Source organism: Weissella sagaensis, from assembly GCF_010306265.1.
Taxonomy (GTDB): domain Bacteria; phylum Bacillota; class Bacilli; order Lactobacillales; family Lactobacillaceae; genus Weissella; species Weissella sagaensis.
In genome coordinates this window covers 1-15455 of sequence record NZ_BLKA01000003.1, presented here as the reverse complement: position 1 = coordinate 15455, position 15455 = coordinate 1, and the positions used below count along the sequence as shown (strand labels likewise).

Below are 15455 nucleotides of genomic sequence, written 5' to 3'. Positions count from 1 at the left end.
TTTTTAATGTTTTTTTTGATTAAAAGTCGAACTTTTAAAGAGAATAACATTGAAACCTAGCTAGTTTCTTGGTAAACTTAATTAAGTATTGAGAAAAGTTTATATTGTTCGTGTTTAGCGAACCTGAAATAGGAGGCCAATATGGCAGGGATTGTAGTTGTTGGTAGTCAATGGGGTGATGAGGGTAAAGGAAAGATTACAAACTTTATCTCACAAAACTCTGATATGGTGGTCCGTTATCAAGGTGGTAACAATGCCGGACACACAATTTATGTAGATGGTAAAAAGTTTGAATTATCTTCTGTACCATCAGGAATTTTCAATCCTGAGCGTTTAGCTGTTATTGGTAACGGGACTGTTGTTACTCCTAAAGCATTGTTGGATGAATTGCATGAAATCCAAGCACAAGGTGTGACAACTGACAACTTACGTATTTCTGACCGAGCTCATGTAATTTTCCCTTACCATATGTTGATGGATAAACTAGCCGACGCTAAAAAGGGCGATGGCAAGATTGGGACAACTGGACGTGGCATCGGCCCAACTTACATGGATAAAGCTGCTCGTATTGGTATTCGCGTGGCTGATTTATTAGATGAAGATGTTTTGCGTGAGCGTCTAAGTAACGTATTAGCTGAAAAAAATGAAATTCTAGAAAAAATTTATAATCAAAAGCCGTTTGATGTGGAAACATTGGTAGCAGAATACTATGGCTACGGACAGACTTTAAAGCCTTATATTGTTGATACAACAGTTTTGATTAATGACTATTTAGATGATGGCAAGCGTGTGCTATTTGAAGGTGCACAAGGTGCAATGTTGGACATCGATCAAGGGACCTATCCATACGTAACTTCATCTTCACCAGTTGGTGGGGGTGCAACGGTTGGTGCTGGTGTTGGACCAACAAAGATTAACGGTGTCGTAGGAGTTGCTAAGGCATATACATCACGTGTTGGTGATGGACCTTTCCCAACGGAATTATTTGATGAAGTTGGTGACCGTATTCGTGAAGTTGGTCATGAATACGGTGTTGTGACTAAACGACCTCGACGTATTGGGTGGTTAGATACAGTTGTTTTGCGCCATGCTGCTCGTATTGGTGGTTTTACACACTTGTCATTGAACAGTCTAGATGTTTTGTCAGGACTTAAGACAGTTAAATTGGCTGTTGCTTATGAATTAGATGGTCAACGTATTTCACATTATCCAGCTAACTTAAAGGATGTGCAACGTGTCACACCAATTTATGAAGAACTACCAGGTTGGTCAGAAGATATTACTGGTATTAAGTCACGTGAAGAGTTGCCAGCAAATGCTGAAAACTATCTAAAGCGTGTTGAAGAACTAATTGGTGTACCGCTATATACGTTTGCAGTTGGCCCATCGAACGAACAAACAATTATTTTGTTTGATATCTGGAATGAGGGGTAAACATGCCGGAAATGAGATTAGCGCGCACTATTTTGTCAGTTGATGATATTGAAAAAATGGTCAATCGGGTAGCTGGCGAATTGAATGAAGTACTAGTTGATGTGGAACGTCCAGTATTTATTGGTGTTATGAAGGGTGCTTACATGTGGATGGCTGATTTAATGCGGGCTATGCAATGTGAGGTTGAACTTGATTATATTGATGTTTCTAGTTATGTTGGTGATAAGTCAACCGGTCATATTACAATTCAACGTGATTTGAAGGTTGATTTAAAAGATCGTACAGTTGTTATTTTAGATGAGGTTGTTGACTCAGGACTAACATTACGTTATCTCAAGGCAGATTTTGAGGCACGTGGTGCTAAAAAAGTTTATGTCGCAGTTGCAACTGATAAACGACAATCTGAATCAGCAGGTGGTATCACGCCAGATTTTATTGGCGCACATGTACCAGATGAGTTTTTAGTTGGATATGGTATGGATTACAACGAATATTATCGTGGTTTGCCATATGTGGCTGTTTTGGAATTAAATAATTAAAATAAAAATTCGTTAAGTTCATTTTTGAACTTAACGAATTTTTTGTTTTGAAAGATGAGTTAGATGGTGTTACATGGATCATCAGTTTTATTTTTTTCCAGTTGAATTGTTGTGTGTTGAATGTGCATGTCATTTTGTAGCATATAACCTAATTGTGATAGCAAGGTCATATCACCAGGATTCTCAACAACCAGATGCACGGTTAATGCTGTCTCAGTAGTGGATAAACCCCAAATATGTAAATCATGCATACTGATAACTTGTGGGGTTGCTAAAATGGCATTTTCAACAGCTTCTTCATCGATATTTTCTGGGACACCATTGAAGATTAAGAGAATAGATTGTTTAAAAATCCCCCAAGAAGAAACGATAATAACAACGCCAATTAAAATTGAAACAACTGGATCAAGCCAATACCAGTCTGTCAGGAACGTTAGTAGTCCAGATAAAACAACGCCAAAAGATACACCAGCGTCGGCTAATAGGTGTACATAAGCACCTTTGGCGTTGATATCATGTTCATGATCACCAGCCATGGCAAAAAATTTAGCAGCTAAAAAGTTGATTACAATACCAATAGCTGACACAATCATAATTAAACTACCAGCTGGTTCACTGTTGCTATTGAGCAATTTATCAATCGCTTCAAACCAAATAATAAAAACGGCACCTAATAAGAAAAGAGCGTTCATGAAACTAGCTAAAATGGTGGCATTATGCCAGCCGTACGTATGCGTTGATGTCGCCCGTAATCCAAAAACAGCAACAGCAGCCCACGCTAAAATTAATGAGGCCACATCGCTAATACTATGCAATGCATCAGCAAATAAGGCTGTGGAATCCGCATAGTAGGCAAAAATCATTTCAGCAATAATAAATATGGAATTAAGAATAATGCCAATTAAATACGGCAGTTGTTTTTTTGGAACGCCTGCATGCTCATGATGATTATGCATATTATATTTTTTCCTCCAAGTGGTTTGATGCTAAGGCAATAATTTCATGGATATGGTCATCTTTTAAGGTATAAAAGATTTGTTTACCATGACGATGATGACTAATAATATCAGCTGCTTTTAATATTTTTAATTGTTGTGATATGTTTGATTGCGAATAGCCTGTCAAAATAACTAAACTGGAAACATTTTGTTCATTTTGATCTAAAATTTGTAAAATTTTAAGCCGTAAGACATTTGAAAATAATTTAAAAAATTCTGATAATTGTTTATCCATAAACATATTATAAAACGTTAATATGTTATTTGAAAGTAAAATTTCTTCCTATTTTTATAGTTGTTGCAAGAAGATAATCATAATTGTCAGTGTCTGTAGAACGGTAAAAAAGGTCATTTGATAGCGTTGTTTTAAATTCAAATTAATTAACACTAGCCAAGTAAATACGATAATTAGTACGCCCAAAAACATCCATAAGTTCCAATCTAATGCTAAAACATTGATTAGTAAAATAATACCAAATACTAGCGATGTTAAGCGTTTGTTACGTCCTTCTGGTACAAATAAGCTACTCATGAAAAATAGATAGCTGAAAAATAGGGGAAATAAACTAAGCAAAAATGGTTGGGTCAAGAATGTATTTTGTTGATAAAAAATAACAACAGGCATCACTAAGGCTGCAATACCTGAATATAAAATGAGCCCTAAAATATTTTTTAAGTTTAAGCCAGGAATATTAATTAACAATAGTGCAAGTGGTAATAGTGTAAGCAACATCACTTGTTGTCCAGTAAAATGTTTATACAAAAAATATAAAAATAGTAGTGGGACTAAGATAACGATGTAATTAAACCATTGTGCAAAATTGCGATTAAACGTTAAAAAAATAGCCAATGATAAAATAATACTATAGGTTAACAGGAGCGGGTTGTGTTGAATTTGGCCACTAACTAAACGATTAGAGTATATTAAAGGATAAACCCACCAAACCACATTTTGGGCGATGACACTGATTAACATTGATAGCCACGGTATTTTTGCTTGTGAGAAATTAAGTAAACGTGATGCAAGTGGATTTGATGATTCACGGTGTTGCGTACGAGAATCTTTAGAATTAGAACTTGGATTCATAATAAAGCCTTTCTAGTTAATTAGTTTTGCAAGAACCTATGATAATAATTGTAGCAAACTAACTGTTTAGTGGTGAGTCTGATATAATATTTTGAGTATAATTTTGTAAATTTATCGAAATGGAGTAATAAAATGCGCACAATCATGGCAAAAATTGTCAAGTATCGTATGCAACTAATGTATTTAATATTTGGTGTTTTGACAACTCTGGTAAATATTGTCGTTTATAGTGGTGCTCGCTGGATGGACTTAACGATCAATGTATCGTATGTTCTAGCATGGTTGTTGAGTGTGTTGTTTGCTTATTTAACTAATCGTAAATGGGTATTCGATAGTCAAACAACCGGGTTCGGTAATATTATACTAGAAATGATAAAATTTTTTCTGGCACGTTTGGCAACGGGCATGTTAGGATATTTAATTTTACTATTTGGTGTTCATGTGATGCACCAGAATGATATGATATGGAATGTTATTCAAAATATATTTGTGATAGTTTCGAATTATGTATTAAGCAAATTAGTAATATTTAAACTAAAGGAGAAAATTAAAAATGACGATTAAGTTAATTGCAACAGACATGGATGGCACGTTATTACGTGATGATCGTACATTTGATTATGCACGTATGGAAGATTTATTAGATGAATTGGATGAACGTGGTATTCGTTTTGTTGCAGCAAGTGGTAATCAATACACGCAATTACGTTCGTACTTTAATCCAGTTAATCCTGACCGTGTGACATATGTGTCTGATAATGGTGCATTGGTTATGAACCATGAAGAAGTGATTGCTGAATCTTCAATTACTAATGCCCAAATTAAACGGGTTATTGACTGGAATAATCGGACTAATGCGGAGTTGGAAAATTTGATTGTGCTATCAGGACACAATGGTGCATATGTTTCTAATCATGCAACCCCCGAAGTCATTGGTATGGTAAAACAATTTTATCCAATTGTTCACCAAGTTGAAAAGTTCAAAGAAATTGATGATAATATTTTTCGTTTTACTTTTGTTTGGCCACAAGGTATTGATGTGCACCAATATATTCAACAATTACGAGTAGAATTTGGTGAAGAATTACATACAACTGGATCAGGATTTGGAACTGTTGATATCTTAGCACCAGGTGTCAATAAGCGAACTGGGTTACAACAACTAGGGGGAAAATGGCATATTAAGCCGGAAGAAATGGCAGCCTTTGGTGATAATGGGAATGATTTAGAGATGTTGCGGTATGTTAAATATCCATTCGTGATGCCAAATGCGGAAGACTTCATGAAAGTCCGGGTTAATAACTTAGCTGTTAATGACAATAATCACAACGGCGTTTTGGATACGATTGAAGCATTATTAGCTGGTGCTTTTGATTAATAAAGTGAGTAAAAATTTTGATAAATAACCAATAATAGTAAAATGTTTCGTAACAAACTGTTATAATGTATAAGATTATGATGTGCTATGCAATCTATTAATGATTATTTATCAAGATATCGGAGGGAAAATCGTGTTTTTTAATGACCAACATGAGAAACATGTTGATACGCAAACAATTGAATTGGATAATGAACAAATCCCAAAACATATTGCGATTATCATGGACGGTAATGGCCGATGGGCAAAAAAACAGAATCTACCACGAGTTTCGGGTCATCAGCGTGGCATGGAAGTTGTTAAAGATATTACAAAAGCTGCCAGTGATTTGGGTGTAAAGGTGTTAACGTTGTATGCTTTTTCGACAGAAAATTGGAAACGCCCAGATACTGAAGTTGGTTTTTTAATGAAATTACCTGGTAAATTTTTTGATACCTTTGTGCCAGATTTAATTGCTAATAATATTCGTGTAAATGTGATTGGTTATATTGACCAGCTACCGATGCACACACAAAAAGCAGTGCACAATGCCATTGCAAAGACAGCCAATAACACCGGAATGGTATTAAATTTTGCTTTGAATTATGGCGGTCGTGCTGAAATTGTTTCGGGTATGCAACAAATTGCGCAACGTATCATAACAGGTGAAATCAAACCAGAAGATATTGATGAACAGTTGGTTGACCAAGCGATGATGACCGCATCATTAGATTATCCAGATCCAGATTTATTAATTCGAACAAGTGGTGAAGAGCGGTTATCTAATTTTTTGCTTTGGCAGATTGCCTATGCTGAATTTGTTTTTGTGGATGAACATTGGCCAGAATTTACACCAGCCGTTTTGAAACGAACTATTATGACTTACCAATCACGACACCGTCGTTTTGGAGGTTTAGCAGAAAATAAAAGTGATAAAAAGCAGGAGATAAAAAAATGAAAACACGGGTGATTACAGCAGTTGTTGCACTAGCAATCTTTATCCCCATTTTAATAGCAGGTGGGATTTGGATTCAAATTGCTGCGTCAGTATTGGCAGCTGTGGCTGCTTCTGAAGTAGTCTTGATGCGTCGCACATTGCTAATTGATTTTGGCGCTGTTCTAACCATGTTAGGTGCAGTCGTCATGACATTGCCAACTAGTATTTGGCATGAATTAAACTTGCCAGTAACTTTGCAACGTTCTTCATTATTATATATTTTTGTTATTTTAATGTTATTGCATACAGTTGTTGCACGTAATAAATTTAATTTCGAAGACGCTGGTGTCTTTACGTTAACGATGATTTATGTTGGACTAGGCTTTGGGATGATGGTTGCAGCACGTACAGCTGGTCTTGATACGTTAATGTATGCTTTCTTAATTGTCTGGGTAACAGATTCGGCTGCTTACTTAGTCGGGCGTAAATTAGGTAAGCACAAACTAACGGCTATTTCACCTAATAAAACCTGGGAAGGATCAATTGGTGGTAGTGTGATTGCTGTTGTATTGGCAGCGATTTATGTTTACTTCTTTCCACAACGTTATAACTGGGGAATCATGCTTCTAATTAGTATTGTTTTGTCAGTTGCTGGACAATTTGGTGATTTGATTGAATCATCTTTGAAGCGTTTTTATCACGTTAAAGATTCAGGAAATGCTTTGCCAGGACATGGTGGTATTTTAGATCGTTTCGATTCAATGTTGATTGTATTGCCATTGATGTATTTGTTAGGTGTCTTTGCGTAAGTTTTCTGTGGGAGTCACGGTATATCCAAATAACCTAACATTAAGGAATGATTTTTGAAACAAGTTCAAAAGGATCGATGATTATCATCGATCCTTTTTCAATAGTACCGTGGAAACGGTTTTTATTGTATACTAACCCTACTTAGAATGGGGATGGAGAGAAAAATGACAGCAATTATTACATTTATTATTGTGTTTGGCGTAATCGTTATTGTTCATGAGTTTGGACACTTTTACTTTGCAAAAAAATCGGGTGTACGAGTACGGGAATTTGCGATTGGCATGGGACCAAAAGTTTTGCAAACGCAACGTCATGGCACAACATATACTTGGCGTATCTTGCCAGTAGGGGGTTATGTACGCATGGCTGGCCGTGGTGATACGGACAATGATCCCATTCAACCAGGTATGTCTGTGACAGTGGTCGTGACAGATGATGTTGTCACGAAAATTAATTTGTCTGAACAAGAAGAATTAGTTGGGGGTCAAACGATGACTGTCAATCAAGTTGATTTAATTGATGGTATGTTTATTGAAGGCTATTTGGCGAACGACAATCAGTTAGTACGACTAACTGTTGATCATGATGCGTCAATTATAGAACCCGACGGGACCATGGTATTAGTTGCACCAAGAGATACGCATATTGAGTCTGCCAAGCTTTGGCAACGCGCATTAATTAATTTTGCGGGTCCACTTAACAATTTTATTTTGACATTAATTTTATTCATTGGGTTAGCATTTTCTTTACCAGGTGTTTCAACAACAACCGTTGACCAAGTGAACAAGGATTCACCAGCAGCTTTAGCAGGATTGAAACATAACGATGAGATAACGGCAATTAATGGTGAGAGAATCCATTCATGGCAAAAAATGCAAAATACAATTCAACCTTTAGCAAATCAAAAAGTTAATATTACATACGAGAGAAATGGTAAGGCGCACCATGTTACGCTTAAACCTAAAGGTGTTAAAAATGGTGGTATGGTTATTGGTCAAGTGGGTGTAACGTCTAAACAGACCAATGCATTAACGGCACGCATTCGCTATGGGTTCCAAATGACTAGTCAATCTATGACACAAATTTTTAGGGCTATTAAAAACTTGGTACAAGGTTTCTCACTAAATAAATTAGGCGGACCAGTTGCCATTTATAAAAACACATCAGAAGTCAGCCATATGGGAATATTGGCAATTGTGTCATTCATGGCTTGGTTATCGGTTAATTTAGGAATGATGAATTTACTACCAATTCCAGGTTTGGATGGTGGTAAGTTACTGTTGAACGCAGTTGAAGCAATTATCAGACGCCCTGTGCCTGAAAAAGCTGAATTAGCGGTAACTTTGGTGGGTGTTGGCTTATTGTTTGTTTTGATGATAGCAGTCACTGGAAATGATATATTACGTTATTTCATTAAGTAATTAATCAGCTTGAAATGTTGTAAAAAGACAAATGTGTTAAAATAGTAAAAGAATTTTAATGTGCGTAAAAGCGCAGAGATGAGGAATGGGTATAAATCATGAAACAATCAAAGGTTTTTATCCCGACATTACGTGAAACACCAGCTGATGCAGAAGTAATTTCACATCAAATGATGTTACGTGCGGGATATGTTCGTCAGGTTACAGCAGGGGTATACGCCTACTTACCATTAGCACAACGAGTATTAAACAAAATTACAGCTATTATCCGTGAAGAAATGGAAAAGATTGATGCTATTGAAATGACTGCACCAGTTTTGTTGCCAGCAGAACTATGGCAAGAATCAGGTCGTTATGAAACATATGGGCCTAATTTGTTTAAGTTGCGCAATCGTCATGGACGGGATATGATTCTTGGCCCCACACATGAAGAAACGATGACAACTTTGATTCGTGATGATATTAAGTCATACAAACGTTTGCCATTGACGCTGTACCAAATTCAGACAAAGCTACGTGATGAAGATCGCCCACGTTTTGGTGTTTTGCGTGGACGTGAGTTTATTATGAAGGACGCTTATTCGTTTTCAATTGATGAAGCCAGTTTAGATAATACTTATAAGAAAATGGAATCAGCTTATATTAATATTTTTAATCGAGTTGGTTTGGATTATCGTGTCATTGTTGGTGATGCTGGTGCCATGGGTGGATCTGATTCAAAGGAATTTTCAGCCCCTGCTGCTGCTGGTGAGGATACCATTGCATATTCTGATCAATCAGAATATGCTGCTAACTTAGAAATGGCCAAAGATTTATATGTACCAAATAAATCACATGCCCCATTAGCTGATTTACAAAAAATTGCAACGCCAGAAGTAGGGACGATTGCCGAATTGGCTGATTATCTACAGACAACAGCTGATCAGTTAGTTAAGACCATGTTGATGATGGCTGATAATCAACCAATTTTAGTGTTAGTTCGTGGTGACTTTGAGGTCAACGAAGTTAAAGTACAAAATTATTTACATGTAGACGAATTACGTTTAGCAACTGAAGAAGAAACGCAACAATACTTAAACGCCCCATTTGGTTCACTAGGACCTGTTGGTGTTGGCGAAGAAGTAAAAATTATTGCTGATGAATGGGTCACAGACATGGCCAATATTGTCGTTGGCGGCAATGAGCAAGGATTCCATTACTTGAACGCTAATATTGATCGTGACTTTAGAATTGATGAAGTAGCAGATGTACGTGTTGCGCGCGAAGGTGATTTATCAATTGATACTAAAGGACATTTGCAATTTACTAAGGGAATTGAAATCGGTCATATATTTAAGTTAGGAACACGTTATTCTAAGGCCATGGGGGCACAAGTCTTAGATGATAATGGTCGTCAAGCAGATGTTATTATGGGATCATACGGTATTGGTGTTTCTCGTTTGCTTGCAGCAATTGCTGAACAAAATGCTGATGAACACGGCCTTTCATGGCCAGCTAGTGTAGCACCATGGGATGTTCACCTAATACCAATTAAGTATAAGAATGAAGAGCAGGCTAAGCTAACAGATGAATTAAATAATAGTTTGACAGCTGCTGGTTATGAGGTGCTTTTGGATGATCGTAATGAACGTCCTGGTGTTAAGTTTGTAGATTCTGATTTAATTGGTTTGCCTGTACGAGTAACAGTAGGTAAAAAGGCTAGCGAAGGCATTGTAGAAGTTAAATTACGTAAAGCTGATGAGGCAATTGAAGTTCGAGCTGAAGAACTTGTGTCAACGTTACATGTATTTTTAAATGGTAATAAAGATTAATCGATTGTAAATCTTTATTCTTTTTTTAAGATTTTAGATTTATAGTATAACTATCGATGAGGGATACAGAGATATCACATCGATGCCCATAATGATTACTCATAACCTAGCAGGAATGCCCGTTCCTGCAACTACTCCTTAAACTGGTATGTGTTAAATATACCTTTTCTAATCAAGTTGGACGCCCATCTAACTTGATTATAGTAACGACATAGTATTAGTGCTATTTGTTACGAAAAGAGGAAGCAACTTGCCCGTTGCTTCCTCTTTTTTTGTGCTTAACAAAGCAATTAATTGTTTTGTTGTTTTTATCTTACGAGGACAATGTATAATAACAATAGATTACAAAATTCGTGAAAGGGGCGATAAGTGATGGCATTAAACCCACAAGAACAATTTCAAGTATTGTTACAACAGTTGCAATACAAGGAGGTGCCGGACACCTTTAAAGAGGCAACTTTAACAAAATTAACGGTCCATAAGCAATCACGTGTTTGGCAATTTCATTTATCATTGCCTGAATTGCCAGAAGTGACAACATTGGCAATGTTAATTAGTAAATTACAAACAACATTTGCTAGTATTGCAACGGTTAATTACGAAATTAGTTTGACAGTTCAACCAAAGTTACCCCAAATTATTAATTATTGGGGGTGGGTATTAAACCAACACCAAAATGAACCAGGGGCATTTCAACGAGCTTTTAACCAAGTAATGCCAGTGATTGATAATGAACAATTAGTGTTAAACTTTGCATCGACAGCTTGGAGTAAATATGCGACGCAAACAGGCTTACCAATCATTCAAAATGCCTATCGACAAATAGGTGTTACGACAGAATTACCATTTAAAGTGAATGTTGATGAACAACTAGTTGCAGAATCGCAAGCAACTGCTATGGCCCAACGTGCATCTCAAGATGAGCAGTTATCACAAATGGCGCAAGTTCAAATTGAACAAGCAGCTAAGCAACGTAAAACAGTCAGTTATAATGGTAAAAATGTTGGTAGCAATAATTTGGGTCGTAAAATTGCTAGTGATGCAGACGTGACGGATATGATTGATATTGTTGATGAAGAACGGTCAGTCATTGTTGAAGGCTATATTTTTGCGGCTGAAGTGAAGGTATTAAAGTCTGAACGCCAATTATTGACGATGAAGATAACTGACTATACAAGTTCGTTTGTTCTAAAAAAGTTTTCACGTGATGATGCAGATGTTGCGTTTTTTGAAAATATTAAACCTGGCATGTGGGTCCGAGCACGTGGACCGGTACAACAGGATGATTTTTTGCATGATTTGACTATGATGGCTTATGATATTCAAATTGTTAAGCACCAACCACGTCTGGAAACCTATGAAGGTGACAAAAAGCGGATTGAGTTGCATACGCATTCATTGATGTCGACTATGGATGCCACCAATGGTATTAAAGACTATGTTAAACAAGCCCATAATTGGGGAATGGATGCGATTGCCATTACTGATACTGCTGGTGCTCAAGGCTTTCCTGAAGCATCAACATCTGCAGCGGCGAATGATATGAAAATGATTTACGGTGTTGAAGTGAATTTGGTTGAGGATGGTGAACCAATTATTTTTAATCCAGCTCATGTTGAACTGAGTGATGCTGAATATGTGGTCTTTGATGTGGAAACGACTGGGTTGTCAGCAGCCTATGATAAAGTAATTGAATTATCAGCTGTTAGAATGCAAAAAGGTAATGTTGTTGCTGAATTTTCTGAGTTTATTGATCCAGGATTTCCGCTTAGTCAAACAACGACGGATTTAACATCAATTACCGATGATATGGTTCGTGGTTCAAAGTCTGAAAAAGATGTGTTTACAGCTTTTCGTGAATTCTATGGTGATGCCATCTTAGTTGGACACAATGTAACCTTTGACATGGGCTTTATGAACGAAGGCTATGAGCGTCATGGTATGCCAGTCATCTCTAATCCAATTATCGATACTTTGACGTTAGCACGTTTCTTATACCCACATATGCGTTCTTACCGTTTGAATACATTAGCAAAACATTTTGGTGTGCAATTGGAACAACATCACCGAGCAATTTTTGATTCGGAAACGACTGGTCATTTGAATCGTATATTCCTGGAAGAGGCTCGTGAGGCATATGGTATTACACATGCTGATCAACTAAATGAGCGCATGACAGAAAATGATGCTTGGCGTCATGGCCGACCAAATCATGCTGTTGTTTTGGTGAAAAATCAGGCCGGTGTTAAAAATCTATACAAAATGATTTCTGAATCAAATATTCATTATTTTTATCGTAATGCGCGAGTACCACGGTCGTTACTAAATAAATATCGAGATGGTTTATTATTAGGAACTGGTGATACATCTGGCGAATTTTGGGAAGCCTTAATGCAAAAAGGTTATGCTGCTGCTAAATCTAAAGCAAAGTATTATGACTATATTGAAATTCAACCTTCAGCCAATTATTTACCTGAAATTGAAGGCGAATTAATTAAAGATGAAGCGCGTTTGCGTGAATTAATGATGCAAGCCGTTAAAATTGGCGATGAATTGGATAAACCGGTTGTTGTGACAGGAAATGTGCATTACTTGAATCCAGAAGATGCGATTTATCGTAAGGTTTTAGTTAGTTCACAAGGTGGTGCTAATCCGCTAAATCGACACAGTTTGCCTGAATTGCACCTACGGACTACCCAAGAGATGTTAGATGATTTTAGTTGGATGGGGCCAGAGCTTGCTCAAAAAGTAGTGATTGATAATACGCATGTGGTTGCTGATATGATCGATGATGTTGAAGCGATTAAAAGCGGCAATTACCCACCTAATATGCCAACGGCTAATGACGAAATACGCCAAAAATCATATGAAACAGCGTATCGTATGTATGGTAATCCATTGCCGCAAATTGTTGAAGCGCGTGTTGAACAAGAATTAAATTCCATTATTAAAAATGGATTTGCGGTTATTTATTTAGTTGCACAACGATTGGTGGCTAAATCAAATAAAGACGGTTATTTGGTTGGCTCACGTGGATCAGTTGGATCCTCTTTGATTGCGCTATTGATTGGAATAACTGAAGTGAACGCTTTACCACCACACTATCGGAGTGTGAATGGTGATTATGTTGAATTTGTAGATCCAAGGAACTATGAGTCAGGATATGACTTGCCAGAAAAATATAGCCCCATTGATGGTACAAAACTAATTGGTGATGGTCACAATATCCCATTCGAGACTTTCTTAGGGTTCAAGGGAAATAAGGTTCCTGATATTGATTTGAATTTTTCAGGGGATTATCAACCTTTTGCGCATAACTATATGAAGTCATTGTTCGGAGAAAATAATGTTTTCCGTGCTGGAACAATTGCAACGGTCGCTGATAAAACGGCGTTTGGGTACGTGAAAGCGTACGAACGTGATCACGATAAGCAATTTAGAGGTGCTGAAATTGAGCGGCTAGCTATGGGCGCAACTGGTGTCAAGCGAACAACAGGGCAACATCCAGCTGGTATTTTGATTGTGCCGGATGATATGGAAATTTATGATTTCACGCCTATTCAATATCCAGCTGATGATCTATCAGCAACTTGGCGAACAACCCACTTTGATTTCCATTCAATTCACGATAATATTTTAAAAATGGATATTTTGGGTCATGATGATCCGACGATGATTCGTGCCTTACAGGATATGTCGGGGATTGACCCAACAACTATTCCGATGAATGATCCAGGGGTGATGAGCCTATTTTCATCACCTGAAGTGTTGGGGGTGACTGAAGAACAAATTTTTTCTAAGACTGGGACATTAGGGGTACCTGAATTTGGAACAGCCTTTGTTCGAGGGATGTTGGAAGAGACGCATCCCAAGAACTATTCTGAATTACTACAAATCTCAGGTCTATCTCACGGAACGGATGTTTGGCGTGGTAATGCTGATGAATTAATTGAACGTGGTGTGGCTACGATTGGTACAGTTATTGGAACGCGTGATAAAATCATGACCGACTTAATTAATTATGGTGTTAATTCAGAGTCGTCTTTCCAAATCATGGAAAAAGTACGTAAAGGTAAAGGGATTACAGATGAATTCCAAGCAGAAATGCGCGCAGCTGGCGTACCTGAATGGTATATTGAATCTGGTTTGAAGATTAAGTACATGTTCCCACGAGCTCATGCGGCAGCGTATGTCTTGATGGCTTTGCGTATTGCGTACTTTAAAGTCTATTTTCCAACGCTTTATTATGCGGCTTATTTTTCAGTTCGTGCTAGCAATTTTGATATTGTTTCGATGTCGCATGGGTTAAATAGTACGAAAGCAAAAATAATGGAAATCAAACATCAAGGAAATGATGCTTCAGCTAAAGATAAAGATTTATTGACTGTACTTGAAATTGCAAACGAAGCACTGGAACGCGGTATTGATTTTAATATGGTAGATCTTTATAAATCAGATTCTGAAGAATGGTTAATTGGGGGTAATACACTAATTGCGCCATTTAATGCTGTGCCTGGTCTGGGTGATAACGTGGCGAAAAAAATAGTTTCAGCGCGAGCAGCTGGAGAATTCCTCTCAAAGGAAGATCTTGCACAACGTGGTGGCATTTCAAAAACATTGTTACAGTTTTTAGATGAAAATGGTGTGTTAAATGGTATGCCAGACGAGAATCAACTAGCATTGTTTTAATTATAATTGAAGATTATTTATAGCAAAAGCTAAGGCAAATCAAGGTTTGCCTTAGCTTTTATTGTGTTTTAAGAGGGTTTTAAAATTAGTTTTGATATTTGTTTCACTTAAAGTGTTGACTTTTAATAAAATGGTGTGTAATATATATCAAGTTGGCAACGACATTACATCAATGCATATCAAATATTGTTAATATTTATTCTTAAAAAGATGTTGACAAGTTTGTATGAGTTCTGTATTATTAATTAAGTTGTCAGCGAGACAACAACGTTGATCATTGAAAACTGAATATCGTTTCGATAGAACAAATGTGTAGGGTCTTCAAGCATTAAGCTTGAAACAAAAACATTTGCGAAGTCAATTCGCTAATAA

Annotated in this window: 12 protein-coding genes; 9 read left to right on the top strand and 3 right to left on the bottom strand. The window is 36.9% G+C overall.

The genetic code is table 11. The features are described 5' to 3' along the window. The first annotated feature begins 141 nt into the window (after positions 1-141). On the top strand, positions 142-1434 hold the full coding sequence (locus G7Y65_RS04155; protein WP_042492894.1) for an adenylosuccinate synthase: 1293 nt from the start codon (positions 142-144) through the stop codon (positions 1432-1434). Positions 1435-1436: 2 nt separating this feature from the next. Beyond that, positions 1437-1973 carry a phosphoribosyltransferase gene (locus G7Y65_RS04150; RefSeq protein WP_042492893.1) on the top strand — a complete coding sequence of 179 codons (537 nt, stop codon included), beginning with the start codon at positions 1437-1439 and terminating at the stop codon, positions 1971-1973. Positions 1974-2032: 59 nt separating this feature from the next. Here the strand turns inward: G7Y65_RS04150 and G7Y65_RS04145 are convergent, their stop codons facing one another. Genes G7Y65_RS04145 through G7Y65_RS04135 form a run of 3 tightly spaced genes read right to left on the bottom strand, consistent with a single transcriptional unit; the run spans position 2033 to position 4058 of the window. After that, positions 2033-2929 carry a cation diffusion facilitator family transporter gene (locus G7Y65_RS04145; RefSeq protein WP_165314662.1) on the bottom strand — a complete coding sequence of 299 codons (897 nt, stop codon included), beginning with the start codon at positions 2927-2929 and terminating at the stop codon, positions 2033-2035. Position 2930: 1 nt separating this feature from the next. Then, positions 2931-3206, bottom strand: a complete 276-nt coding sequence (locus G7Y65_RS04140) for an ArsR/SmtB family transcription factor (RefSeq protein WP_165206631.1) — start codon at positions 3204-3206, stop codon at positions 2931-2933. A gap of 54 nt (positions 3207-3260) precedes the next feature. Then, positions 3261-4058, bottom strand: coding sequence for a hypothetical protein (locus G7Y65_RS04135; RefSeq protein WP_042492890.1), 798 nt, complete (start codon positions 4056-4058; stop codon positions 3261-3263). A gap of 132 nt (positions 4059-4190) precedes the next feature. On the opposite strand from G7Y65_RS04135, the gene G7Y65_RS04130 reads away from it, so the two are divergent. The 7 genes from G7Y65_RS04130 (at position 4191) to G7Y65_RS04100 (ending at position 15083) form a co-directional block, all read left to right on the top strand. Next, positions 4191-4622 (top strand): GtrA family protein, encoded by a 432-nt coding sequence (locus G7Y65_RS04130; RefSeq protein WP_042492889.1) that lies wholly within the window; start codon positions 4191-4193, stop codon positions 4620-4622. Next, positions 4612-5436 (top strand): Cof-type HAD-IIB family hydrolase, encoded by an 825-nt coding sequence (locus G7Y65_RS04125; protein ID WP_165314661.1) that lies wholly within the window; start codon positions 4612-4614, stop codon positions 5434-5436. Before G7Y65_RS04130 ends, G7Y65_RS04125 begins: the two co-directional genes overlap by 11 nt. A 100-nt stretch (positions 5437-5536) precedes the next feature. After that, positions 5537-6373, top strand: coding sequence for an undecaprenyl pyrophosphate synthase (gene uppS / locus G7Y65_RS04120; RefSeq protein WP_081839295.1), 837 nt, complete (start codon positions 5537-5539; stop codon positions 6371-6373). Further along, positions 6370-7161 carry a phosphatidate cytidylyltransferase gene (locus G7Y65_RS04115; RefSeq protein WP_137600459.1) on the top strand — a complete coding sequence of 264 codons (792 nt, stop codon included), beginning with the start codon at positions 6370-6372 and terminating at the stop codon, positions 7159-7161. The genes uppS and G7Y65_RS04115 overlap by 4 nt, the downstream gene beginning before the upstream one ends. A 165-nt stretch (positions 7162-7326) precedes the next feature. After that, complete coding sequence (gene rseP, locus G7Y65_RS04110; protein WP_042492884.1) at positions 7327-8583, top strand: RIP metalloprotease RseP; 1257 nt, start codon at positions 7327-7329, stop codon at positions 8581-8583. A 98-nt stretch (positions 8584-8681) separates the two neighbouring features. Beyond that, positions 8682-10394 (top strand): proline--tRNA ligase, encoded by a 1713-nt coding sequence (locus G7Y65_RS04105; protein WP_165314660.1) that lies wholly within the window; start codon positions 8682-8684, stop codon positions 10392-10394. A 372-nt stretch (positions 10395-10766) separates the two neighbouring features. After that, positions 10767-15083: a PolC-type DNA polymerase III gene (locus tag G7Y65_RS04100; protein ID WP_042492882.1), complete on the top strand. Its 4317-nt coding sequence runs from the start codon at positions 10767-10769 to the stop codon at positions 15081-15083. Positions 15084-15455: the final 372 nt, after the last annotated feature.

Bases quoted from the DNA above. Each gene is read 5' to 3' on its own strand.
- G7Y65_RS04155 (WP_042492894.1), top strand. From the start codon at position 142: ATGGCAGGGATTGTAGTTGTTGGTAGTCAATGGGGTGATGAGGGTAAA.
- G7Y65_RS04150 (WP_042492893.1), top strand. From the start codon at position 1,437: ATGCCGGAAATGAGATTAGCGCGCACTATTTTGTCAGTTGATGATATT.
- G7Y65_RS04145 (WP_165314662.1), bottom strand. From the start codon at position 2,929: ATGCATAATCATCATGAGCATGCAGGCGTTCCAAAAAAACAACTGCCG.
- G7Y65_RS04140 (WP_165206631.1), bottom strand. From the start codon at position 3,206: ATGGATAAACAATTATCAGAATTTTTTAAATTATTTTCAAATGTCTTA.
- G7Y65_RS04135 (WP_042492890.1), bottom strand. From the start codon at position 4,058: ATGAATCCAAGTTCTAATTCTAAAGATTCTCGTACGCAACACCGTGAA.
- G7Y65_RS04130 (WP_042492889.1), top strand. From the start codon at position 4,191: ATGCGCACAATCATGGCAAAAATTGTCAAGTATCGTATGCAACTAATG.
- G7Y65_RS04125 (WP_165314661.1), top strand. From the start codon at position 4,612: ATGACGATTAAGTTAATTGCAACAGACATGGATGGCACGTTATTACGT.
- uppS (WP_081839295.1), top strand. From the start codon at position 5,537: ATGATTATTTATCAAGATATCGGAGGGAAAATCGTGTTTTTTAATGAC.
- G7Y65_RS04115 (WP_137600459.1), top strand. From the start codon at position 6,370: ATGAAAACACGGGTGATTACAGCAGTTGTTGCACTAGCAATCTTTATC.
- rseP (WP_042492884.1), top strand. From the start codon at position 7,327: ATGACAGCAATTATTACATTTATTATTGTGTTTGGCGTAATCGTTATT.
- G7Y65_RS04105 (WP_165314660.1), top strand. From the start codon at position 8,682: ATGAAACAATCAAAGGTTTTTATCCCGACATTACGTGAAACACCAGCT.
- G7Y65_RS04100 (WP_042492882.1), top strand. From the start codon at position 10,767: ATGGCATTAAACCCACAAGAACAATTTCAAGTATTGTTACAACAGTTG.